The 24,589-nt window shown below is 56.1% G+C and carries 19 protein-coding genes and 2 tRNA genes; 20 read left to right on the top strand and 1 reads right to left on the bottom strand.

Features of this window, described 5'->3' with window-relative positions:
• Positions 1-8 precede the first annotated feature (8 nt).
• From C7445_RS06300 to C7445_RS06230, 15 genes are all read left to right on the top strand, one after another.
• Positions 9-82 (top strand) — tRNA-Gly (locus tag C7445_RS06300).
• A 1-nt stretch (position 83) separates the two neighbouring features.
• Positions 84-160: transfer RNA gene (locus C7445_RS06295), tRNA-Arg, on the top strand.
• 174 nt (positions 161-334) lie between these two features.
• The gene (gene tig / locus C7445_RS06290; protein WP_134159246.1) at positions 335-1,627 is read left to right on the top strand and encodes a trigger factor; all 1,293 of its coding nucleotides are present in this window, start codon (positions 335-337) and stop codon (positions 1,625-1,627) included.
• Positions 1,628-1,732: 105 nt separating this feature from the next.
• Positions 1,733-2,314 (top strand): ATP-dependent Clp endopeptidase proteolytic subunit ClpP, encoded by a 582-nt coding sequence (gene clpP, locus C7445_RS06285; protein ID WP_134159245.1) that lies wholly within the window; start codon positions 1,733-1,735, stop codon positions 2,312-2,314.
• Positions 2,315-2,389: 75 nt separating this feature from the next.
• The gene (gene clpX, locus C7445_RS06280) at positions 2,390-3,664 is read left to right on the top strand and encodes an ATP-dependent protease ATP-binding subunit ClpX (protein ID WP_134159244.1); all 1,275 of its coding nucleotides are present in this window, start codon (positions 2,390-2,392) and stop codon (positions 3,662-3,664) included.
• 120 nt (positions 3,665-3,784) lie between these two features.
• Positions 3,785-5,473 carry an ATP-dependent protease LonB gene (gene lonB / locus C7445_RS06275; RefSeq protein ID WP_134159243.1) on the top strand — a complete coding sequence of 563 codons (1,689 nt, stop codon included), beginning with the start codon at positions 3,785-3,787 and terminating at the stop codon, positions 5,471-5,473.
• 84 nt (positions 5,474-5,557) lie between these two features.
• Positions 5,558-7,993, top strand: coding sequence for an endopeptidase La (gene lon, locus C7445_RS06270; RefSeq protein ID WP_134159242.1), 2,436 nt, complete (start codon positions 5,558-5,560; stop codon positions 7,991-7,993).
• Complete coding sequence (gene yihA / locus C7445_RS06265; protein WP_134159241.1) at positions 7,990-8,583, top strand: ribosome biogenesis GTP-binding protein YihA/YsxC; 594 nt, start codon at positions 7,990-7,992, stop codon at positions 8,581-8,583. Before lon ends, yihA begins: the two co-directional genes overlap by 4 nt.
• Positions 8,584-8,718: 135 nt before the next feature.
• Entirely contained in the window at positions 8,719-10,092 is a 1,374-nt protein-coding gene (gene hemA / locus C7445_RS06260; protein ID WP_134159432.1) for a glutamyl-tRNA reductase, read from the top strand.
• Positions 10,093-10,098: 6 nt separating this feature from the next.
• Positions 10,099-10,911 carry a cytochrome c biogenesis protein CcsA gene (gene ccsA / locus C7445_RS06255; protein ID WP_243835005.1) on the top strand — a complete coding sequence of 271 codons (813 nt, stop codon included), beginning with the start codon at positions 10,099-10,101 and terminating at the stop codon, positions 10,909-10,911.
• Between the two features lie 22 nt (positions 10,912-10,933).
• Positions 10,934-11,881, top strand: coding sequence for a hydroxymethylbilane synthase (gene hemC / locus C7445_RS06250; RefSeq protein WP_134159240.1), 948 nt, complete (start codon positions 10,934-10,936; stop codon positions 11,879-11,881).
• Positions 11,871-12,608, top strand: coding sequence for a uroporphyrinogen-III synthase (locus C7445_RS06245; RefSeq protein WP_134159239.1), 738 nt, complete (start codon positions 11,871-11,873; stop codon positions 12,606-12,608). The genes hemC and C7445_RS06245 overlap by 11 nt, the downstream gene beginning before the upstream one ends.
• A gap of 11 nt (positions 12,609-12,619) precedes the next feature.
• On the top strand, positions 12,620-13,600 hold the full coding sequence (gene hemB / locus C7445_RS06240; protein ID WP_134159238.1) for a porphobilinogen synthase: 981 nt from the start codon (positions 12,620-12,622) through the stop codon (positions 13,598-13,600).
• A 13-nt stretch (positions 13,601-13,613) separates the two neighbouring features.
• Complete coding sequence (gene hemL / locus C7445_RS06235; protein WP_134159237.1) at positions 13,614-14,915, top strand: glutamate-1-semialdehyde 2,1-aminomutase; 1,302 nt, start codon at positions 13,614-13,616, stop codon at positions 14,913-14,915.
• A 133-nt stretch (positions 14,916-15,048) separates the two neighbouring features.
• Positions 15,049-16,566: a LysM peptidoglycan-binding domain-containing protein gene (locus C7445_RS06230; RefSeq protein WP_134159236.1), complete on the top strand. Its 1,518-nt coding sequence runs from the start codon at positions 15,049-15,051 to the stop codon at positions 16,564-16,566.
• A gap of 90 nt (positions 16,567-16,656) precedes the next feature.
• On the opposite strand, the gene C7445_RS14550 is transcribed toward C7445_RS06230, so the two are convergent.
• The gene (locus C7445_RS14550) at positions 16,657-16,818 is read right to left on the bottom strand and encodes a hypothetical protein (RefSeq protein ID WP_166669028.1); all 162 of its coding nucleotides are present in this window, start codon (positions 16,816-16,818) and stop codon (positions 16,657-16,659) included.
• Between the two features lie 141 nt (positions 16,819-16,959).
• Between C7445_RS14550 and C7445_RS06225 the strand changes: the two genes are divergently transcribed.
• From C7445_RS06225 to C7445_RS06205, 5 genes are all read left to right on the top strand, one after another.
• On the top strand, positions 16,960-17,493 hold the full coding sequence (locus tag C7445_RS06225) for a hypothetical protein (RefSeq protein ID WP_208320853.1): 534 nt from the start codon (positions 16,960-16,962) through the stop codon (positions 17,491-17,493).
• Between the two features lie 287 nt (positions 17,494-17,780).
• Positions 17,781-20,435, top strand: coding sequence for a valine--tRNA ligase (locus C7445_RS06220; RefSeq protein WP_134159234.1), 2,655 nt, complete (start codon positions 17,781-17,783; stop codon positions 20,433-20,435).
• Positions 20,436-20,454: 19 nt separating this feature from the next.
• The gene (locus C7445_RS06215; RefSeq protein ID WP_243835004.1) at positions 20,455-21,771 is read left to right on the top strand and encodes a bifunctional folylpolyglutamate synthase/dihydrofolate synthase; all 1,317 of its coding nucleotides are present in this window, start codon (positions 20,455-20,457) and stop codon (positions 21,769-21,771) included.
• Positions 21,772-21,785: 14 nt separating this feature from the next.
• A complete protein-coding gene (murC, locus tag C7445_RS06210) occupies positions 21,786-23,177 on the top strand; it encodes a UDP-N-acetylmuramate--L-alanine ligase (RefSeq protein WP_134159230.1) in 1,392 nt (463 codons plus the stop codon).
• Positions 23,178-23,442: 265 nt separating this feature from the next.
• Positions 23,443-24,429, top strand: a complete 987-nt coding sequence (locus C7445_RS06205) for a 3D domain-containing protein (protein ID WP_134159229.1) — start codon at positions 23,443-23,445, stop codon at positions 24,427-24,429.
• Positions 24,430-24,589 lie beyond the last annotated feature (160 nt).

Genomic DNA, 24,589 nt, shown 5'->3' with positions numbered 1-24,589 from the left:
TCACGCGTGCGGGTGTAGTTCAATGGTAGAACTCCAGCCTTCCAAGCTGGTAGCGTGGGTTCGATTCCCATCACCCGCTCCATGTCTCAGTAGCTCAGCTGGATAGAGCAACAGCCTTCTAAGCTGTGGGTCGGGGGTTCGAATCCCTCCTGGGACGCCACGGTGGCCAATGCTTGAGCATCCCGATAGGGGTGCTCGATTCGCAAATACGATATTTGTGCGTTGTCTGGATAACCGTGATTTGGCAAGGTGGACGATTCCGCCTGGATCTTGTGAATTGACATTGAAAGCTGCCGGTCCGACGGTTGCAAGGACTGTTAGGAGGAAATGATGGATGACGGCTAAGTGGGAAAAGACCGAGGCGAATGTGGGTGTGCTGGAGGTCGAAGTCGCCAGCGAGCGGTTTGCGAAGGCGCTGGATGAAGCGTTTAAACGCGTGGTGAAGCGCGTGAATGTGCCTGGCTTCCGCAAGGGAAAGGTGCCGCGCAAGCTGTTTGAAGCTCGTTTTGGCGTAGAATCTCTGTATCAAGATGCGGTCGATATCCTGTTGCCGCAAGCGTATCAGGAGGCCGTGGTTGAGACGGGGATCGAGCCAGTGGATCAGCCTGCTGTCGATGTGGTGCAGGTGGAGACAGGCAAGCCGTTCATTTTTAAAGCTACGGTCACGGTCAAGCCGGAAGTCCAATTGGGAGAGTATAAAGGGCTTGAAGTTGAGGACAAGTCGTTCGACGTGACGGATGAGACTGTTGAGGAAGAGTTGCAGAACATTCTACGCAGCCACGCCCAAATCGAAGTGATCGAGGATGGCGCAGTGGAGAACGGCGATACGGTGAGTATTGACTTCAAGGGCACCATCGATGGAGAAGAGTTTGAAGGTGGCGAGGCGGAGAATTTCCAGTTGGAAATTGGCAGCAACGCCTTGATTAAAGGCTTTGAAGAGCAACTTATCGGCATGAAGCCGGGCGAGGAACGCGACATCGAGGTCACCTTCCCTGAGGATTATCACGTCAAATCGCTGCGAGGGAAACTCGCAAAGTTCCATGTGGCGCTGCATGATATCAAGCGTCGGGTATTGCGTGAACTCAACGATGAGTTTGTGCAGGAAATCAGCGAGTTTCAGACGGTGGACGAGTTTAAGGCCGACTTGCGCAAATCGCTCGAAGAACGCGCAAAAGTTCAGCATGAGCGATATATTGAGGATGAGGTCGTGAAGAAGGCTACGGCCAACGCGACGATTGATCTTCCGACCGTCATGGTAGAGCACGAGATTGAACATCAACTCGGTCACTTTGCCCAGCAGTTGCAAATGCAACAGATCCCGTTTGACGCATATCTCGAATTTACAGGGTTGACCTTGGATGAGTTGAAGGACCAGTATCGTGAGGCCGCAGATCAATCAGTTCGTATTGGTTTGGTGCTTGAGGCCATCGCAAATGCGGAGAACGTTACGGTTACACCCGAGGATATCGAGGCAGAGTTGCAAAAGATTGCGGACAATACGCAGCTTGAACTTGACCGCGTGCGTCAGTTGATGCAAATGCGAGACCCAGGGTTGTCGTCGTTCCAAGGTGAGTTGAAGACCCGCAAGACCATTCAACTGTTGGTTGATCATTGTAAGGTCGTGTGATTTGCGGCGGCCTGAAGAAAACTGAAAGATGATCCGACAACAAGACAAGGTGTGATGCCTTGTCTTGTCCCGCACATGGCGTGAATTGCAAAAGGAGGCCGGGGTATGAGTCTGATTCCGTACGTCATTGAACAAACCAGCCGTGGGGAGCGGTCGTACGATATTTATTCGCGGCTGTTGAAAGATCGCATCGTGCTCCTTGGAACGGCAATCGACGACAACGTTGCGAACGCGATTGTTGCCCAACTGCTGTTTTTGGCTGCTGATGATCCGGAAAAGGATATCCAACTATACATCAACAGCCCCGGCGGTTCTGTCACCGCGGGACTGGCCATATATGATACAATACAGCATATTCGTCCGGCAGTTTCGACGATGTGCGTTGGCATGGCGGCGAGTATGGGCGCTTTCCTGTTGGCTGCAGGCGAGAAGGGAAAACGCTATGCATTGCCGAATGCTGAAATCATGATTCACCAGCCACTCGGAGGAGTCCAGGGTCAAGCGTCCGATATTAAAATTCATGCTGAATGGATGCTCAAGACGAAAGACAAACTGAATCGGCTTCTGGCCGAACGGACGGGTCAGCCACTTGAGGTCATTGAGCGGGATACGGATCGCGACAACTTCATGTCGGCAGCTGAAGCAAAGGCGTACGGGCTGATTGACGACGTGCTTGGTGCCTCGTAAGCGACTGCGTACGTCGGATGGTGCTTTGCCTCGGACGGTGGGTGTGGTAACCTCGAGTTGGGGAGGGAACGAGGAATGTTCAAGTTTAACGAGGAAAAGGGCCAACTGAAGTGTTCCTTCTGTGGCAAGACGCAGGAGCAAGTACGTAAGTTGGTCGCTGGACCCGGTGTCTATATCTGCGACGAATGTATCGAATTGTGCAACGAAATCGTCGAAGAGCAGCTGGGTGAAGAAGACGATTTTGAGTTGAAGGACGTTCCGAAGCCCACTGAAATCAAAACGATTTTGGATCAGTATGTCATTGGGCAGGAGCAGGCGAAACGTTCGCTGTCCGTTGCGGTATATAACCACTACAAGCGCATTAATGCCGGATCGCAAAAGAATGATGATGTCGAGTTGGCAAAGAGCAACATCCTGTTGATTGGGCCTACGGGCAGTGGTAAGACCCTTTTGGCACAGACACTGGCTCGCATTCTCAACGTGCCGTTTGCCATTGCGGATGCGACGTCGCTGACGGAAGCCGGCTATGTCGGTGAGGACGTCGAAAATATTCTGTTGAAGCTGATTCAAGCGGCTGATTACGACATCGAGAAGGCGGAGCGCGGCATTATTTATATCGACGAGATCGATAAGATTGCGCGCAAATCGGAAAATCCGTCGATCACGCGCGACGTATCGGGCGAAGGTGTACAGCAGGCGCTATTGAAAATCCTTGAGGGCACTGTGGCCAGCGTTCCGCCGCAGGGTGGGCGTAAGCACCCTCATCAGGAATTCATTCAGATCGATACGACGAACATTCTGTTCATTTGCGGTGGCGCGTTCGATGGTATCGAGCCCATTATCAAACGTCGTTTGGGTAGCAAGGTGATCGGTTTTGGCAGTGTCAATTTGGCGCAAGAGACGAAAGACACGGCCATTATGCATCACGTTCTGCCTGAGGACCTTCTCAAGTTTGGGCTGATTCCTGAATTCATCGGTCGTCTGCCGGTCGTGACGACGCTCGACGCGCTCGACGAAGAGGCGCTCAAACGAATTCTCACCGAGCCCAAGAACGCATTGGTCAAGCAGTTCCAAAAATTGCTTGATATGGACAACGTGGTCTTGGAGTTCCATGAGGACGCGCTTGAGACCATCGCGAAAGAGGCAATTCGTCGCGGTACGGGTGCGCGAGGCCTTCGTGCCATCATCGAAGCCATTATGCTCGATGTGATGTATGAGCTTCCTTCGCGTGACGATATTCAAAAGTGCATCATCACGAAGGCTGCCGCCTTGCGTGAGGATGCGCCTATCGTTCTCAAGAAGGACGGAAGTTCGATCCCGTTCAAACGCAAGTCCGAGGAAACTGCGTAACGTCAGCCAACATCTTCAAACCGGAGCCAGCCGTTTTGACGGCGGTTCCGGTTTTTTCGTTTACCACAAATTCTCCCGGGCAATACTGCAAAGAGCAGCAAGGCATGGGAGGGTATTGTCATGACAGCGAGTATACTTGCCGCCATTCAAGTGTTTTTTGCGCTCGTGATCGGCATTTACTTTTGGAACCTATTGAAAACGCAGAATCACAATAAGCATGCAATTGAACGGGAATCTCGAAAGGAACTGGAGAAGCTTCGCCGTTTGCGTTCGATCTCGCTCTCTGAACCGCTCGCCGAGCGGACGAGACCGGCCGCGATCGACGACATCATTGGACAAAAGGATGGTATACGCGCATTGCGGGCAGCACTCTGCGGGCCGAATCCTCAGCATGTGATTATCTACGGACCGCCGGGGGTTGGCAAAACGGCTGCAGCGCGCGTGATTCTGGAAGAAGCCAAACGGATGCCAAGTTCACCGTTTCAGTCCGATGCCAAATTCATTGAATTGGATGCCACAACGGCGCGCTTTGACGAGCGCGGAATTGCGGACCCACTGATAGGTTCGGTTCACGATCCGATTTACCAAGGTGCGGGCGCCATGGGTATTGCGGGCATTCCGCAGCCAAAACAAGGCGCCGTGACGAAGGCGCATGGCGGTGTGTTGTTCATTGACGAGATTGGGGAATTGCATCCGATTCAGATGAACAAGCTGCTCAAGGTGTTGGAAGATCGGAAAGTGTTTTTGGAAAGTGCGTACTATAGCAGTGAGGACAACAACATTCCGGTTCACGTCCACGACATTTTCCAAAATGGGTTGCCGGCCGATTTTCGCTTGATTGGGGCAACGACACGCTCGCCGGAGGAGCTTCCAGCCGCTTTGCGATCTCGCTGTGTCGAGGTGTTCTTCCGCAGCCTGTCGCGCGAAGAAATTCACGAAGTCGCCACGGGAGCAGCCATCAAACTTGGGATGCCGCTCGGCGAAGGCGTCGCCGAGGCCATCACAGAGTACGCGACAAATGGGCGGGACGCGGTGAACCTCGTGCAAGTGGCTGGGAGTGTGGCGATGATGGAAGGTCGCGCCGAAATTTCGATTGAGGACATTGAATGGGTCGTCCAGTTCAGCCATCTGAGCCCGCGGCCTGAGAAGAAGATCGCCGACAAACCGCAAATTGGTGTGGTCAATGGTTTGGCGGTGTACGGTCCACAGTCGGGCATTTTGTTGGAGATCGAAGTCACCGCAGCACCGGCCGCCAACGGTGACGGTCGTTTGACCATCACAGGGCTGGTCGAAGAAGAGACCATCGGCGGCCGCGAGCGGAGCATGAAGCGAAAGAGCATGGCGAAGTCCTCCCTGGAAAATGTGCTGACGACGCTGCATCGGCTGTATGGCATACGCGTGGAGGACTATCACATTCACGTCAATTTTCCGGGTGGAATGCCGGTTGACGGCCCCAGCGCCGGAGTGGCGATGGCGGTTGCGATTTACTCGGCTGTACGCAAGCAGCCTGTGCTGAATACGATTGCTATGACCGGGGAACTCTCGATTCTGGGGTCTGTCCGCCCTGTTGGCGGAGTGCCTGCGAAAGTCATGGCGGCGGTCGAAGCGGGCGCGAAGGTCGTACTGGTTCCAAAGGCGAATTGGCAGGAGACGTTCCGCCAGATCGCGGACGTGCAAGTGGTTCCTGTCGAGCGGTTGGAAGACGTGCTAAAGCTCTCTTTGGTTGGTGCGTTGGAAGAAGATACGGAGCGGTTTTTGGGCGATATTGTGGCAAACCCCATCAACAAGCCGCTGCCTTCTGCACAGTGACTCTTGCCAATTAGACTTGCCCGATCCGTTTCTGTACAATAAGGCCATTCCAGCGGGGAGAGCGTGAAAATCGGAGGTGGGGGCATGGCAACAGATCATACCGACATCGGGCAGTCCAGAGATGTATACCCGTTGTTGCCGCTCCGCGGGTTGCTCGTTTATCCTTCGATGGTGCTGCACTTTGATGTCGGGCGTCCGCGTTCGGTGCGCGCACTCGAAGAAGCGATGGTGGAAGACAACGTAATCGTCCTCGCTTCGCAAGAGGATGGTCAAATCGACGAGCCGAGGACCAGCGACTTGTACAGAGTCGGTACACTCGCTCGTGTCAAGCAGATGCTAAAGTTGCCCAACGGCACGATCCGCGTTCTTGTCGAAGGACTGTCGCGTGCAGAAATCCTTGCGTTTGTTACGGAGGATGAATTCTTCTCTGTTCGTGTCCATATTCATCACGAACTGGATGAGGTTCAGGTGACACCTGAATTACAAGCGATGATGCGATCGGTATCCCAGCAGTTTGAACAGTACGTCAAGTTGTCGCGCAAACTGGACCAAGAGACATACGCGTCGGTGGTCGATATTGATCATCCCGGTCGCTTTGCCGATGCTGTGGCGTCGCACCTGCCGCTTAAGGTCCGGGAGAAGCAGGACATTTTGGAGTCATTTTCCATACACGAGCGGTTGGAGCGATTGTTGCAAATCTTGTCCGACGAGCGCGAAGTTCTTGAGCTGGAGCGCAAGATCCATCAGCGCGTGCGAAAACAGATGGAAAAGACGCAGAAGGAGTACTACCTACGCGAACAGATGAAGGCTATCCAACGCGAGTTGGGGGATAAGGAAGGCCGGACGGCCGAGATTGAAGAACTGCGCGAGAAGCTTGCCAAGAAAAAGCTCCCCGCGGCCGTCTACGACAAGGTGGATAAGGAGATCTCGCGGCTCGAACGGATACCGACCGCGTCGGCCGAAGGGACCGTGGCTCGGACATACATAGACTGGGTATTGGCTTTGCCCTGGACAGAAAAGGCCAGAACGCAAGCGGACATCGCGCGGGCGGAGCGAATACTCAACGAAGAGCACTTTGGTCTCGAGAAGGTCAAAGAGCGTATTCTTGAGTTTATTGCCGTCCAGGCCCTGACGGAAAAGCAATCGGGTCCTATCATTTGTCTGGCGGGTCCGCCAGGTGTCGGTAAGACATCGCTGGCACGTTCGATTGCGAAATCGCTCAAACGGCCGTTCGTCCGCGTCTCCCTTGGCGGTGTGCGCGACGATGCAGAAATTCGGGGCCATCGGCGCACCTACATCGGCGCGATGCCAGGCCGTATCATCCAAGGCATGCGCCAGGCGGAAGTGGTTAACCCTGTCTTTTTGCTCGACGAGATCGACAAAATGGCGAGCGATTTTCGCGGCGATCCCGCTGCGGCCATGCTTGAAATACTCGATCCGGAGCAGAATGGAACGTTTTCCGACCACTACATTGAAATTCCGTATGACTTGTCCAACGTTCTGTTTGTCACGACGGCAAACAACGTGTACCAAATACCGGCTCCATTGCGTGATCGAATGGAAGTCATACAGCTGTCCGGTTACACGGAGTTGGAGAAATTGCACATTGCGCGGGACCATCTACTGCCACGCCAACGTGAGCGTCATGCGCTCAAAGGCGATAAGATGCGACTGGGCGACGACGTTCTCATGGAACTTATCCGGCACTACACGAGGGAAGCCGGCGTTCGTCAGCTCGATCGCACGATTGCCACCGTTTGTCGCAAGGTCGCGCGCATGATTGCGGCGGGCGAGAGCAAGCGGGTCGTGGTCACGTCGGCGATTTTGCAGTCCTTTTTAGGGCCGCATCGATATGAGTATGGCGAGATTGAAGAAACGGACCAGGTGGGCGTCGTCGCAGGTCTGGCTTGGACGGAATTGGGCGGCGATATGCTGACGGTCGAGGTCTCCGTGATACCCGGTTCCGGGAAAGTCGTCCTGACGGGTCATTTGGGCGATGTGATGAAGGAAAGCGCACAGACGGCGCTATCCTACGTGAGATCGCGCGCCAAGGCCCTGCATATTCCGGTAGATTTCCATGAGAAGGTGGATTTGCATATCCACGTTCCGGAAGGGGCCATTCCCAAAGACGGGCCTTCTGCCGGCATCACGATGGCGACCGCGATCGCGTCCGCGCTGACGAACTGCAAGGTGCGACGCGACGTCGCGATGACGGGAGAAATCACCCTGCGCGGTCGTGTGCTTCCCATCGGCGGTCTGAAAGAGAAGAGCCTTGCTGCGCATCGGGCAGGGATTCGTACCATCGTCATTCCGAAGGGGAACGTCAAGGATCTGGAGGATGTACCGTCGGTGGTGCGAGAACAGGTGGAGTTCAGACCCGTTTCGCACATGGATGAGGTTTTGGCGATCGCGCTCGTCGACAACCCACTTGAAGCTCCTGCAAACGGCTTGGATCACAACGCTTGGCTAGCCGATCTGAGCGAGAGCGGCAGCTATGGCGGAGGCGAGGCACACCAGTGATTGTGCGCAGTGCAGAATTTGAGATCAGCGCCGTTCGTCCGCAACAGTGGCCGGACGATGGTCTGCCGGAGTTTGCGTTTTTGGGGCGGAGCAACGTTGGCAAGTCGACGTTGCTCAACCGCCTGCTCAACCGTAAGTCGCTGGCGAGGGTGTCAGCGCATCCTGGTAAAACGAGGCAAATAAACTTCTTTCGGATCAATGATGGGTTTCGGTTTGTCGACTTGCCTGGATACGGTTATGCTGCGGTCAGCAAGCGCGAACGCGAATTGTTTGCGAAGATGATCGACCGCTACTTAATTGAGCGGGAGCCGCTTGTCCGGATTTTTCAACTTGTCGATATACGTCATTTGCCGAGCAGGGACGATGTCGCGGTCCATGCGGGGCTACTGGAACTCGATGTGCCCATTACCGTGGTTGCAACCAAGTTGGACAAGATTCCGAAGTCGCAAGTCGCAAAACAAGTTCGTCAAATCCGCGAGGCCTTGCAAACGCAGGTTGAAATCTATCCGATCTCTGCGGAAAAGCGCTTGGGTCTCGACGAATTGTGGGCGCTGCTGGAATCAGATATGGACCACATTCACAGTGAGTGAGCACGTGCCTAGGCCTGTGCTGTTGGTTCACCGCGAAATTCATACACGTGTCACATGGCGGCGCCAAGCGCCGCCATCGCTCGCGTGGGGACGTGCTATAATGTCGAACGGTGGGAGGTGTTACGCGTGCATATCATGGTGGTTGGTATGAGTCATCATTCTGCGCCCGTCGATCTGCGTGAGCGCGTGAGTTTAAGTGGCGATGCTCACAGTCACGTATTGACGCAGCTCGGCGGATCGCGAACTGTGCTGGAGAGTGTCGTGCTTTCGACCTGCAATCGAACGGAGGTTTATGCACTGGCCAATAGCACGCATGCGGCTCACGATTTCATCCTCACGTTGCTGGCCAACACGTCCGGGGTACCCAAGCAGGAATTGGCGCAGCACACATACTTGCTGCAGGGCGAAGCAGCGGTGGCGCATGCCATGCGTGTCGCCTGTGGATTGGATTCAATTGTCGTTGGCGAAACGCAGATTCTCGGGCAAATGCGCGAGGCGTTTCAGACTGCGTTTGAGGCTGGCAACACCGGAGCCATGTTCAATCGCATGTTTCGCGAAGTCTTGCACGTAGGCAAACGGGCACAAAGCGAGACGACGGTTGGGCAACACCCGGTCTCGGTCAGCTATGCGGCCGTGCAATTGGCATCGAAAGTCGTCGGTGGTTTGCAGGGCAAGGTTGCTCTAGTCATTGGCGCAGGTCAGATGGGGGCACTTGCGGCGAAGCACTTGGCGGCCCAGGGAGTAAACCGTCTGCTGCTTGCCAATCGCACGCTTGAGAAAGCCGCTGTGCTCGCGTCTGAGATTGGCGCACAGGCGTTGTCACTCGAAGATATGGAAGCTGCGCTTCAGGACGTGGATATCGTGGTGTCGGCAACCGCGCGCCCCGGCTATACCATCGCGGCCAATCTCGCCCGTCAGACGGTGACTGGGCGGCGCGGCCGACCGCTTGTGTTGCTCGACATCGCGGTGCCCCGCGACATCGATCCGGCCTGTGCCGAGTTGCCCAACGTCTACCTGTACGACGTGGACGACTTGAACGGCGTGATCGACGCGAACGTGAAGGAACGCGAGCGACAGGCCGCACTCGTCGAAGAGATGGTGGCATCGGGCGTACGTGCCTTTTCGGATTGGTTGACCGAACAAGAGGTCGTTCCTCTGATTGTCGCCCTGCGGCAAAAGGGTGAGGCGATCGAGCGAGAGGTCATGGCAAGCTTGGTGCATAAACTCCCCCATTTGTCCGAGCGGGATCGCAAGATCATTCACAAGCACACCATGAGCATCGTCAATCAACTGCTGCGTGAACCGATTCAACATGTGAAAGAGTTGTCGATTTCTTCAGGCGATCTCGCCTATGCTTCGATGTTTGCACAGTTATTTGGACTGGATGCGGTACCAAACGACGATGAGGCGACGGAGTCTGGCGCGGTGCGCTTGATGGATGTGCTATCTCGGGTGTTGGGCGAGGCGTCGCGGCAAGGACAGCCTCAACTGCATCCCGTATTGCGGTGATCCGCCGTGGGGTGGCCCGGCTTTTGCTTTGATTCCGCCATCGTCGCGTACGCGGTAAGCCTTTCGTTGCTGTTCTCGGATGTCGTGCATCCAAATCGAATGCGCAATCGAGCCGCGGTAGCCTTGCTGTTTGTGGCGTTTGTCGCCATGACGACGCTGCTATTTTTGCGCTTGTCGAGATTGCCCAGCGTGATCGACTATTCCAAGTCCGATTTGGCCCTGCTCGTATCATGGCTGATGCTTACGGTGACGCTGGTGGTAGATGCCCGGTTCCGCATCGGCGTGGTCGTCTTTTTTGCGAATGTGGTCAGTTTAGGATTGGCCCTGTTTGCTGGGGGACTGCAGGTGGATGCCAGAGAGCACTGGTTGCCAGCCGTCAATCTGCTGATTGTGCACATCGTGCTTGCTGCTTTGGGTGAAGCTGCGTTCGCCTTTGGCTTCGCGTTCGCTTTAATGCACTTGGTTCAGGACAGGCACTTGCGGCAGCATCGGTTCAATCGCTGGTTTTTGCAACTACCATCGCTCGCTATCCTCGACACATGGGCTCTGTTTGCGAGCGCTGTTGGTTGTGGATTACTCCTTCTGGCGATGGCGACAGGAAGCGTCTGGGGCGACTTGGTGTTGCACAGATGGCTCTTATTGTGGCCGAAGTTTATTGCGACGGCGATCTGTTGGGCGATGTACGTGGTCTACTTGTGTGTCCGCGTGGTGCGGCGGGCGGCGGATCGTCGGCTGATGGTTTATCACGTAGCCTGTTTCGCGGCGCTCTTATTCAATTTACTCTTGGTAAGCGGCCGGACGCCTGCTGGCGTCGCGTAAGAAAACGGGGAGGCGGATAGCCATGCGAACAGTGCGCGTGGCAACAAGGACAAGCCAATTGGCGATGACGCAAACGCAGTGGGTGGTCAATGAGCTCCGTTCATTGCGCGACGACTGGACATTTGAGTTGGTACCGATTCGCACCAAGGGCGATCGCATTCTCGATGTCACGCTCTCGAAAATCGGCGGCAAAGGCTTGTTCGTTTCGGAAATTGAGGAAGCGCTTAGCATTGGCCAGGCCGATCTCGCTGTACATAGCATGAAGGATGTCCCGTACGAGCTTGGCCCTGGATTGGTCATTGCCGGTATACCGGTGCGTGAAGATGCGCGCGATGTGATGGTCTCAGCGAGTGGACGTGGGCTATCCGAATTGCCAATGGGGGCACGTGTAGGAACGTCGAGTCTGCGCCGCCTGGCCCAATTGCGACGTATGCGGCCCGACTTGCGCATTGAACCTTTGCGCGGCAATATCGACACGCGTTTGCGACGCGCCGAACAAGGAGATTTCGATGCAGTGGTACTGGCGGCCGCAGGGCTCCATCGCATGGGATGGCGAAGGCGAATTCACGAGTACTTGGCTGTCGATGTTTGTGTACCAGCGGTTGGACAAGGGGTCCTTGCGGTCGAGTGCCGGGAAGACGACGAAGCGATGGTGGCGGTACTCAATCGCTGGTCGCACCCGCCGACCTCTATGGCAGTTGCGGCAGAGCGAGCATTTTTACGGCGATTGCAAGGCGGTTGTCAAGTACCCATAGCCGGTTACGCCACCGTGACCGGGGAAGGAACCCGCCAGATGATTCACTTGACGGGCGTCGTCGCGCACCCGGATGGCAGCGAGTTATTGAGACTTGAGGCGGACGGCGTCGATCCTGACGCGTTAGGCACGAAGTTGGCAGACGATCTTTTGGCGCAAGGGGCGGATCGTTGGATCCAAATGGCACTTGAAGAAGGCCGAACAGATGCTCCCTGAACAGGTGATCATCGTGACGCAGTCAGGTGCAAATGGCCAAGCGTTCGTTCGTGAACTCGCAATGCGCGGGCACCGCTGCCTGCATATCCCTCTCATTGAGACAGTTCCGTTGCTACGTATGGAGGACGCGACATGGGCGCCGGTTGACGCGTGGCTGTGCACGTCGGCTGCGGCGGCGCGGGCCATTGCTGCAGCGGGGAAGGACTTGTCTGCAATCCGCCCGCCCATCTGTTATTGCGTTGGCGAAGCGACGGCAGAGGCGTTTCGCAGATTCGGTTTTTCGGTCAAGACGTTTCCCGACGTGCGCGACGGGCGCTCGCTCGCTGTCCGCGTCGCACAGGAGTATGCGCACAGACCGGGGCGTTTCGTCTTTGTCCGCGGTCGGCAGGCGCGGCGGGAATTACCCAAACAGTTGCGCCAACGCGGCCATGAAGTGATCGAGTGGATCGTCTACGACACGGTCCCGGCAGTCGTCCAGCCTGAGGCGTTTTTGCAGCATCGGCGCGCGGTACTGGCTGTCTTTTCTCCTTCAGCGGTCGATGTGTTTTGCTCGTTCGAGTCTTTGCGTTGGTGGGTGAAGCAGCCGGGCATCCGCGTTGTTCCTTTTGGTCAGACGACCTTAGACAGGCTCGTGGCACAAGGTATAGACGCATTCGCGATACCCAGACGGCCGACGCGCACGGACATGTTGGTGGCGATCGAAAGTGCACTGTCAACACAGGAATAGGAGTGGTGGTTGTGGCAACGTTTCAACGGCATCGCAGACTGCGGCGCACGACTTGGCTGCGCGATTTGGTGCGGGAGCACCGCGTATATGCCGACGATCTCGTATATCCGATGTTCGTCGAGGAAGGTCTTGCTGACCGATCCCCGATTTCGTCGATGCCTGGTGTCGACCGATTCGGTTTGGATGCATTTCGTCGCGAGATCGTTCGCTTATCCGAGCTTGGGCTAAAGTCGATCATCTTGTTTGGCATTCCGCTTGCCAAAGACGAACTGTCGTCCTCCGCGTACGCAAAGGAGGGTGTCGTGCAAGAGGCTATCCGCGCTGCGAAAGCCGAAAATCCGGATTTGATTGTCATGACGGACGTCTGTCTTTGCGAATATAATCCACTTGGCCATTGCGGGGTCGTGCACGATGGGAAAATTGTCAACGATCCGTCGCTCGAATTGATCGCCAAAACCGCGCTATCGCACGCGCAGGCAGGCGCGGATGTCGTCGCTCCGTCCGACATGATGGACGGGCGAGTCGCTCGCATTCGTGAGACCCTCGACGAGGCGGGTTATGAGGACGTGCCAATCCTGTCCTATGCGGTCAAATACGCATCTGCCTTCTACGGCCCGTTTCGCGAAGCGGCTGATTCAGCGCCTGCATTCGGGGATCGCAAGACGTATCAAATGGACCCGGCCAACGCGCGCGAGGCGTTGCGCGAGGCGCAGGCGGATATCGCGGAAGGCGCGGACATGTTGATGGTGAAACCGGCCTTGTCGTATCTCGATGTCACGGCCCGACTGCGAGAAGCCTTTGCGCTGCCCATCGCGACTTACAATGTGAGTGCGGAGTACAGCATGGTCAAGTCTGCCGCGGCAAACGGCTGGATCGACGAGCGGGAAATCGTCTTGGAGATGATGACGTCGTTTAAACGGGCCGGAGCAGATATCATTTTGACCTACCACGCGCCTGACGTGTTGCAATGGCTGCGCGAGGAGCGGGGTTGAGGGAGGCAGAACGATGGCAGGTGAAGCGTCAAAAACGGCGTACGCACGAGCGCAGCAGGTGCTTGTGGGGGGCGTCAATTCACCGGTGCGGGCTTTTCGCGCTGTTGGCGGAACGCCGTACTTTGCTGCGTACGGTGAAGGACCATATTTGTTCGACATCGACGGCAACCGCTATATCGATTATCTGATGTCCTGGGGTCCGCTCATCTGGGGGCATGCCCACCCTGAAATCGTACGGGCTGTCGCGGAAACGGCGGCAAAGGGGACAAGCTTCGGCGTTCCGACCGAGTTGGAGACGGAGATGGCGGAGACGATTTGCCGCCTCGTGCCATCTGTCGAAAAAGTGCGCATGGTCAACAGCGGTACGGAGGCGACGATGAGTGCCATCCGGCTTGCCCGCGCTGCTACGGGTCGCCAATATATTGTTAAGTGCGTCGGTTGTTACCATGGGCACGCAGACTCGTTTCTCGTGAAGGCTGGGTCTGGTGTGGCCGCTCTCGGCTTGCCGGACTCGCCCGGGGTGCCGCAGTCGACAGCCGAGCGGACGCTGACGGTGCCGTATAATGACGAGGCGGCCATGCGTGGGCTGTTTGCAGAGCGGGGAGCGGAAATCGCAGCCGTCATCGTTGAACCGGTGGCGGGCAACATGGGGTGTGTGCGCCCGCTTCCAGGCTACCTGGAAGCGGTTCGGAGCATCACCAAGGAGCAAGGCGCGTTGCTCATTTTTGACGAGGTCATCACGGGTTTTCGACTCGGCCTCGGTGGTGCGCAGGAACGGTTTGGCGTCAAAGCCGACCTCACGACGTTCGGCAAAGTCATTGGTGCGGGGCTGCCTGTTGGCGCCTATGGCGGTCGCCGCGATTTGATGCAGATGATTGCGCCCGAAGGGCCCGTGTATCAAGGCGGTACGCTCTCCGGCAACCCGCTCGCGATGGCGGCTGGTCTTACCTCGTTGCGCATGCTCGAAGAGGCTGCCAAGCGCGGTATATATGAGCAGATGGAGACGTACGGCAGGCGCCTCGTGGATACATTCTGCGATCTCGGCAGAAAGTATGGCATTCCCACGACGGGCGACGCGATTGGCGGCATGTTCGGTCTGTTTTTCCACGACGGGCCGGTCGTCGATTTCGCGACAGCCAGCGAATCTGATCAACCGTTATACGCCCGCTTTTTTCACGGCATGCTCGCGGAAGGTGTGGCATTTGCTCCAGCGCAGTTGGAGTCGGGATTTATGTCCTGCGTACACAGTGAAAGCGAGATCGAACAGACGCTTTTGGCGATGGAGCGCGTGATGGCTGGGCTCGGGCGCGGATAAGCAGACAACAAGTATGGGAAGCCCCTCAGCAAACGGTAGAGCAAACCAAGGTATGTCTCTCTGAGTTCGACATATGTCGCTAGACGAGTACATACATTGGTTGTGGAATCTTGCCGTTTGAGGAGGGGCTTGAATGTCTGAAGGAGGGCGTGAACCGCTCATTCGCCTCCCGGTCGACCAGGAAGTATATGTGGAGGCGGTCGCCGCCGGGGATACGGTCGAAGATGCCACGGTCGCCACGGAAGTGGTGGCGTTTGATCGGGATCAGGATATGTATCAACTCGAAGGTGCCATTGTCTTCGCTGGCTATGTACGCAAGGAGGCGGCTACTGTGAACGCAGACGCCGAGGTCGTACACGTGCACCAGCGCCTTCCGTTTGTTTTGCGAGTGCCGATCGCTGCCCAGACGCCTGGCCTCGTCAACGTCAAAAGCCGCTTGAGCGGATTTGCGCTAACCGTGGCGGCGGATCATTGGCTCCATGCGATGGGTCACTTGGAGATACACGGACTGTCTGGCGAACAAGGCTATCATTTTCGTTGCGGAGGACAGGAAGAGGGCGAACTGGGGCAGCGAGATCGCCAAGACGAAGAGCTGGACGTGACCGTCGAGGCAGTGGAGGCGGCGACGGAATATGGCGATGGCAACGCGGGCGATGCGGATTCCGTGCAGGCAGTCAATGTGGTGGAAGACGTCTTGCAGGAGGTTGACGGGCAAGGGGCCAGCGATGCGGATACGGGGGTGGCATCGGCAGCCATCGATGGCGAAACAGAGCGCGCACAGGAAACGTTTGCGGCGCTTGCGGATCCAGCTGGTTCTCAACCGGCTGCATGGCACGAGTCACCATCAACCGCACAGACGAACGTGAGCGATGACGCAGTCAATCCGTTGGCGTTGGTCGGAGCAGGTGACTTTCGACAAGCACCCGCCGATGACGATGCGAATGAGGAACGCTTTGTGCGGGAACAGGCTGTCGAAGACGTCTCTGCTGCACGAGCTGGCCATGGCTGGGCGGACAGATCCCAGGAAGAGGATGAGACTACCTCGCGCGGGGATGAGACCGCCCGCAAGCAACTGAGTGAGTTCGACAGGTTCTTTGTGCAACCCGTCGAGACCGTGAACGAGCCGTCCGTTGCCGAGTCGCCGGGGCCCCAAGAGACTGGGCGGGATCGTGCGGAACCGGTTGCCTCGTTCGAGTTTGAACACCAAGTCGACCTTGACCAGACTGTCGTCCACGATACCGCGCCCTCGGTTTCATTGCCTGTGGAAGCCGCGCGGTCAGAAGTGGCGGAGGAAAGCACGGCACTCAAGGTGACGATTTCTGCGGCTGTTCCATCGGATGCAGTGGGCGCTGACAGCGATGGCGATGGGGTGGAAGACACTTCCCTAGAGCGCAGTGAAAAGACGCTCGTTTCCATTGGCGATCACGGCCTGTGGTCGTTCGTCGATTTCAACGGGCCTGAGAGCCGCTATACGCTGCGCTATGTCATTGTCATGGAGGATGAGACATTAGAGGCGGTGGCGGATCGCTCTGGCTGCTTGCCAAGCGAGTTGCAGCGGGCAAACCCCTGGCTGAATGGCCCTGTGCTGCCGGGCATGGCACTCGCGGTGCCAAGTCAGCCGTTTACGCTGCCGAAAATCGTTTCGTTTTAAGCTGATTAGTGATAACCATCACCACAACACACATGCGGGAATCGTGCCACACAGACGCGGTTCCCGTTTGTGCATCGCGAAAATGAAATGCTACGGCCCGCCAATGAACATCGCGACGAAGACGATGAACAGCATCATGAGGATGAGCAGATCGAGTGCACTCGGCCAGAGAATGGCACGCAAAAATAGGAGGAAGATGGCGAGCGCCAAGATCAGTTTGACGAACCGAAGCAGACCATTAAAAAAGCCCATGTTGCCAACCCTCCTTACTCGACAGTCCTCTACATGTATATGCGCACAGGTGAAGGATGTATTTGTCCTGTCAAGCGGTTGTCTGATTTGATAAGATATAAGGAATCGAAGATTTGCCGTCAGCAGTTTGGAGGTTCTTCATTGGATACGACGCATGCAGTTGGGATGCAAAAAGGCATTTGGCGCGGATGGTATTGGCGATTTGACGCCTTGCTGGTCGTCGCCATCGCCGTCTTGGAATGCATTGCATTCTACGTTTCAAAAGGTCGCTACTCGTTCGTTGCAAGCGGCGAACTGGGTATGTTTGTGGCTGTGCTTGTCGTCGTCCAGCGAGCCAAGGTCATGCGCCGTTGGAATGCAGTGGCGGTTGCCATCGTGAGTTATCTCATCGACGTCGTGTTTCAGTTGACGTTGGGACGCTCTGATACGATGTACATCGTCAAACACCATGAGACGACGAGTCTAATCGTTCAAAACGTGGTCATTCTGGCCATTGGCGTTTTGTTCGCGTTCGTATATGCCTGGAGCACGGAAATGTCTGATCGCCGCCGCGCCAAGGCCGAGGCGGAGAGGGCTGCCAAGCGCTCCCAAGAACGCGAAGTGGACGAGCTTCCACGCGTGCGCGTACACCGCGTAAAAAAGCGTCGAGGTCGTGGCAAACGGCCAAAATCTTGACAACTTTGACCGGATTTTCGTACGATACATACGAAACTTTCGATATGATGAGCGGCAGTGAAGGGAAGGAGTAAGGCGCCACCGGTTGTCCAGAGAGGGCGGGAACGAGCTGAAACCGCGCCCCTTCCGGTCGTCTGAAGGTCGTCCTGGAGCCGATTCCGGTTCATCCCGTTAGCGATGTTTGAGAGCCCTCTGGCTGGTGTTTGCCTGCAGGGAATTCAGGTGGTATCGCGGAGCCCTCCGTCCTGAAGGACGGAGGGCTTTTTCGCTAGAGGAGGAGTCTGTATATGGGTGCATCTGCGAAATCGCTATCGACCGTTTACGATCCGCAGTCGGTCGAGAAGCGCATCTATGAGATGTGGGAGAACGGCGGATACTTTCAACCCCGGGCAGATATCGGCAAAGGCGCGTATTCCATCGTCATGCCGCCGCCGAATGTGACCGGTGTGCTGCATCTGGGGCACGCGCTCGATTCGACCTTGCAGGATATCGCGATTCGCTATAGGCGCCTCGCTGGATATTCCGCTCTCTGGGTACCTGGCACCGATCACGCCGGCATTGCCACCCAGGCTCGTGTTGAACAGTCGCTTAAGCAGGAGGAAGGAAAGACCCGTCACGATCTCGGCCGTGAGGATTTTGTGAGGCGCGTTTGGGCGTGGAAACAACAGTATGGTGGGACCATCACACAGCAAATCCGAGCCTTGGGAGCCTCCTGCGACTGGTCACGTGAGCGGTTCACGATGGATCCCGGCCTGTCAAAAGCGGTGCGTGAGGTGTTCGTCACGCTCTACGAGGAAGGTCTGATTTACCGCGGCAAGCGCATCATTAACTGGTGCCCACGCTGTTCGACAGCACTGTCAGACATCGAGGTCGAACATGAGGACGAGAAGGGCACGCTGTTTCACGTGCGTTATCCACTTGCGGATGGCAGCGGTGCACTGATCATTGCGACAACGCGTCCGGAGACGATGTTTGCCGACGTTGCGGTCGCCGTTCATCCCGCGGACGAACGGTATCGGGCATACATCGGCAAAGAGTTGCGGTTGCCGCTCTCGGATCGGACGATCCCCGTGATCGCCGACGAATATGTCGATCCCGAGTTCGGAACGGGATGCCTGAAAATTACACCGGCACACGATCCGAACGACTTTGAAGTCGGATCGCGGCACGGTTTACCCATGTTGCAATGTATCGACAGCGATGGTAACTTGACTGAACTGGCAGGCGCATTTCAAGGAATGTCGCGTGAAGACGCACGGGTCGCGGTTGCGGATGCCTTGGCTGAACAAGGATTCCTTGTTCAGCGCGAAGAGCACGATCACGCGGTTGGCCATTGTGAACGCTGCGGAACGGTTGTCGAACCGTTTTTGTCCGACCAATGGTTTGTGAAAATGGAGGCCCTTGCGCAACCCGCGTTGGAGCGAGCGCGTGCTGGCGAGTTGTCGTTTGTGCCAAGCCGTTTCGGGCGTGTCTTTGAGCAGTGGCTGGAAAATGTCCGGGATTGGTGTATTTCTCGTCAACTTTGGTGGGGGCATCGCATTCCGGCCTGGTACTGTGACGAGTGTGAGGCCATCACGGTGTCACGTGACGATGTGACGCACTGTGCGACATGCGGATCGGCGAATGTCCGTCAGGACGAGGACGTGCTCGATACGTGGTTTTCGTCGGCACTCTGGCCGTTTTCGACGATGGGCTGGCCAGCAGGGACGCCCGATCTGGAGCGGTTCTATCCTACCAGCACCCTCGTGACAGGCTATGACATCCTGTTCTTCTGGGTCGCCCGCATGGTGTTTATGGGTGTGCACTTTACAGGTAAAATGCCGTTTCAAACTGTCGTGTTGCATGGTTTGGTGCGCGATGCCAAGGGACAGAAGATGTCCAAAAGCAAAGGCAATGGTGTCGATCCAATGGACGTGATCGAAAAATATGGCGCGGATGCTCTTCGCTTCACCCTCGCGACCAACACGTCGCCAGGCAATGACCAGCGGTTTGTGTGGGAGAAGGTCGAGGGTGCGCGCAACTTTATCAATAAGATTTGGAATGCGTCGCGTTTCGTCCTCATGAACCTCGGCGAAGATTTTGTACCGCAGCCGCTGCATGCAGACGATTTGGATTTGGCGGATCAATGGATTCTGGATCGTCTACAGGCGACGATCGCGGCGGTCAGCGACCACCTGAGTGCGTACGATTTTGGTGAGGCTGCACGTGCCATGTACGATTTCGCATGGGATGATTTTTGCGATTGGTACATCGAGTTTGCCAAAATCGGGCTGTATGGTGAGGATGAGGAGCGCAAGCAAAGCGTGCAAAGCGTTTTGTATACCGTTTTGACACGGCTTTTAACGCTCTTGCACCCGTATATCCCATTTGTGACAGAGGAGATTTGGCAAGCACTGCCGAACACCTCTAGTGCACTTGTCGCAGCGCAGTGGCCAGAAGCGATTTCGGATTGGCAGAATGCGGACGCGGTGCGCAAGATGAATCTGGTGATGGATGCGATTCGCGCGGTGCGCAATGTTCGCGCCGAATTGCAATTGGCGCCAAGCCAGTCGGTATCCATGCAAATTCAATGCGATACAGACGGCGATAAGAAGCTATTTGAACAAGTTCGTGACATGATTCAACGTTTTTGCCATGCAGATCACCTGGACATTATGGTGGGAGGCACGGCTCCTCGGCAGTCTGCCACACAGGTGGTCACCGGAGCGCGCATCCATATTCCGCTCGTCGGTCTAATTGATATGGATGCGGAGCGCGAACGGCTGGGGAAAGAGGAGAAACGGCTGGTTGGGGAAGTCGAGCGGCTTGAGAAAAAGTTGGCCAACGCTGGGTTTGTTGCAAAAGCTCCTGCTGATGTCGTTGCAGCCGAGCGTGAGAAGCTGGCGGATTATGCTGCGAAGTTAGCGGCTGTGCGCGAGCGGATAGAATCGTTGGCCGAATGAACGGATTGAAAAGAGGTTTGTGCTGTTGAATATTGCAGAAGCCTGCGCGTGGATTGGCTCGCTCCGCCGTTTCGGCATCAAGCCGGGACTGGAGCGGGTCCGACATGCGTTGTCGAATTTGGGAAATCCGGAGCGAAATCTGCGTTTTTATCACGTTGCGGGCACAAACGGCAAAGGTTCCGTGTGCCAAATGTTGGCCACTCTGTTGACGGCGTCCGGACGGCGGACGGGCCTGTATACGTCGCCTGGCCTTGGTGGCTTCAATGGGCGTATGTCAATCGATGGCGAGCCCATTTCCGAAGGCGCACTTGCTGAATATGCGACACGGGTCCGATCTGCCACGGAATCTCAGATGCAGGATCCGTTAACTGAGTTTGAGATATTGACCATCATTTCGCTGCTTTATTTTCGCGACGCTGGCGTCGAGGCGGTTGTCTGGGAAACAGGGCTTGGTGGTCGCTACGACGCAACAAATGTTGTCCAACCGGTGGTCACGGCCATCACCAATGTGACATATGATCACGTGGAGATCCTTGGCCCAACCATCGTCGATATTGCGAGTGATAAGGCGGGTATTATCAAGCCGGGCATACCGGTGGTGACCGCGGCGGTCGATGACGCGTACCGTGTCATAGAGCGGGTGGCCAAAAGCCAAAGAGCGCCTCTCATTCGGATCGGCTGCGATGCTGTGTTCGCGACCACGGGGACACAAGGTTCAGGGCAGTTGGGAACTTATCGAGGTCTGTTTCGGGATGCAGCCGGCGTCAAGCTGGGCCTTTTTGGCGAACATCAGGCTCAAAATGCCGGCGTGGCCTTGGCGATGTACGAGCTGGGCGAAGGTAGGATCGCGGAAAACAAGTGGCACAAAGCGTTGGATTCCCTTGCTTCGGTTCGCTGGCCTTTGCGCTTTGAGGTGTTTCGCGACGGACATCGGCCAATCGTCATCGACGGCGCACACAACCCTGACGCAGCTTTGCAGCTTTCGAAAAGCTTAACCAAGTTCGGTCGGTCACTTGCACCCTGTGGGTGGAACATGGTTGTGGGCGTTTTTGCGGACAAAGATGTTCGGCAGATGTTGCCGCACGTGCTTCCGCTCGCTGCACAGGTCATTGTCTGCAAGCCAGATCACCCACGCGGTGCAGAGCCGCACGTGATTGCCGAAGAAATGCGAAAGCTGCGCCCTGAACTGAGGTTGACTGTCGAACCGGAAATCGATGCGGCTGTGCGAAAGGCGCTTCAAACTGATTCCTTGCCGATTGCAATTTGGGGAAATTTGCATATGGCGGAAGCGGCGAGGAAGACTATAACCACGCTCGGGTTGGACTATTGGATGTGAGGACGGTGAGGCGCGTGCGCGGTTCGGAACACGTGCATTTTGTTGGTATTGGCGGCTATGGAATGAGTGCGATTGCCCGCGTCATGCTTGATTTGGGGTACGAGGTGTCCGGCTCTGACGTGTCGCGGCAAGAATTGACGGATAAGCTGGTTGCTCGCGGTGCGCAGGTCTATTATGGCCATGCTCGAGAGCAGGTGGCAGGTGCCGACATTGTCGTTCACAGCACGGCCGTTCAGGCGGATAACGTTGAGATACAGGAAGCCAAGGCGCGCAACATACCCGTGATTCACCGCAGCGAGATGCTGGCTCGTTTGATGGCGGATCGCGTGGGTGTGGCTGTCACGGGGGCGCACGGCAAGACGACTACGACATCGATGATCGCGTATGTCATGGAACGGAATCATTTAGATCCTACCTTTGTTGTGGGTGGCGTGGTGTCGAATATGGGTGACAACGCCAAGGCTGGCGGTGGACGCTTCGTCGTGGCTGAAGCTGACGAGTCGGACGGTTCGTTTTTACACTATCGACCAGCTATTGCGGTGGTGACGAACGTCGAAGCGGATCACTTGGAGCACTATGGTGGCGATTTTGAGAACCTAAAACGGGCTTATCAGACATTTATCAGCCAAATTCCTGAAACCGGTCTTGCTGTGTTATCAGCCGACGACGAACATTTGCGCGAATTGCGTAAGTTTGCCAAGTCGCGAGTGATTACGTATGGTTTCGCGGACGATGCCGACGTGCAAGCTCGCAACATCCAGCTCTTTGACCGCTCGTCGGCGTCTGATGTCTACGTTCGCGGCGAGTTCGTAGGGCGCCTTCTACTTTCGCTGCCAGGGCGTCATAACGTGGCAAATGCGTTGGCTGCGATTGTCGTGGGACTGGAGGCGTCGTTGACATTTGAGCAAATTGCTGTTGCACTCGTCGAGTTCCATGGTGCAAAGCGCCGTTTTCAAGTGATTTCGGAGAAAAACGACGTTCTCATCATCGACGATTATGCCCACCATCCCACGGAAATTCGAGCGACCATCGCAGCCGCAAAAGCGACGGGACGACGCATTATTGCGGTGTTTCAGCCGCAGCGCTATACACGAACCTACTTTTTATTTGACGCATTCGCCAAGTCGTTTGCGGAGGCCGACGAAGTCATCATCTCGGAAATTTATTCGCCTGCAGGTGAAAGGCAAATCGAGGGTGTGACTGCGGCCGCTCTCGCTCGGGAAATTGCGCTTCAAAGTAATCCTAACACAAGCTACATCGGTTCCCAGGACGACATCGTCAGCTACCTGCAACAGCGAATTCAGCCGGGAGATTTGGTTTTGACGATGGGTGCAGGGGATATATGGAAAGTTGCGAAGCGCTTGGCGGAAGATGCACCCTTTGCTCAGCAACGCGCTTTGGTATAAACGAGATCTTGCGAGACAGTCGCTCTGCAGAAGGTGGAGCGGCTGTCTCGTTTTTTGTCGGAATCTTTTTAGCAGCTCCGCATTTGCCCGACATCGTTCGCCAGTAAGTGTCATAGGATTCTTTATAAAATAGCTCCAGCATCTACGAGGGAATGAAGGTTGACAAAAGGTGGTTTGCAATTGATTGGTGGTATGGCTATACTGAGCCCAGCCTGATCCCCTATTCGCCTTTTTTCTCTCGTAAGACACGGAAAGAGGTGAGGGAGTGCGTCTACCTAAGTCGAAGGCCGTGTTGGCAGCGGTCGCTGCGGCTGTCGTCGTCCTTGGCGGTGCCGGGACTGCGGTCGCAAGCACTTACAAAACCATCACGGTGAAAGACAACGGGCAGCGCAGGACATTGCGTGGATTTGGCATAGGAACCATTGCCGAATTTTTGCAAAAGCACGATGTCCACGTAAGCGATCGCGATCGCGTTCGCCCGGCGCTCGACAGTTCCGTTGTAAACGGGGAAATCGTCGAGATCGTCAGTCCGAAGCCAGTCACGATTGATTACGAAGGCAAGGTTGAACACACATGGACGTTCGCCCATACGGTTGGTGAGCTTCTCAAAACTGAGGGCATCACACTCAAGCCGTCGGATCATATGAATCTGGCGACGAGCGAGCGTGTGACGAGCGGAGAAACGGTTGAGATTCACAATATTGTCAGTAAGACGACGACGCAGACGCAGGAAATACCATTTCAGACCATACGTCGCAATGCATCCGATTTGGAAGTGGGGCACAAGGAATACGTGACGCACGGTGTGAAAGGGTTGCTGGAAATACAGACAACAAGCGTCTATCGCGACGGGCACAAGATTTCACAGCACGTCGTGAAGCGCGTCGTCCGAAATCCCGTGGACGAAGTGGTCGAAGTGGGGACGATGCAACTTGTGCATCATCCCGTTTTGGCCACGCGTTCTGCCAATCCGGATCCGGGACTTATCCGGGGAAGTTTGACCGTGCTTGCCACCGCTTATGCGGCAGGTGGTTTGACGGCCACGGGCGTGCCAGCTGAGCCAGGGGTCATCGCGGTCGATCCAAGTGTCATTCCACTTGGCAGTCGCGTCTATATCCCGGGTATTGGCACAGTGGTCGCAGCAGACACGGGCAGCGCAATCGTCGGTGACCACATCGACATTTGCATGGCAAGCAATGCGCAGGCAGATGCGTGGGGTGCTCGCACCATCACCATCTACCTCGAACAGTGACCACAGAGGCGATAGGGTAAAGGGTTAGGTGAAATGAGGGCGCGTTGCGCCCTCATTTGTTTTAATACGCCCGGCATGGGCGGTCTCTCCAGGGTGCAAGTCCCGAACGGGGGTTGGCGACATACCTACCGTTAGCCAAGAGCAAGGGTGTCCACCGCGA

The sequence above is a fragment of the Alicyclobacillus sacchari genome, from assembly GCF_004366795.1.
Lineage (GTDB): Bacteria > Bacillota > Bacilli > Alicyclobacillales > Alicyclobacillaceae > Alicyclobacillus > Alicyclobacillus sacchari.
Note: the sequence above shows the minus strand (reverse complement) of the source record. Positions and strands in the feature narration are given on the sequence as shown.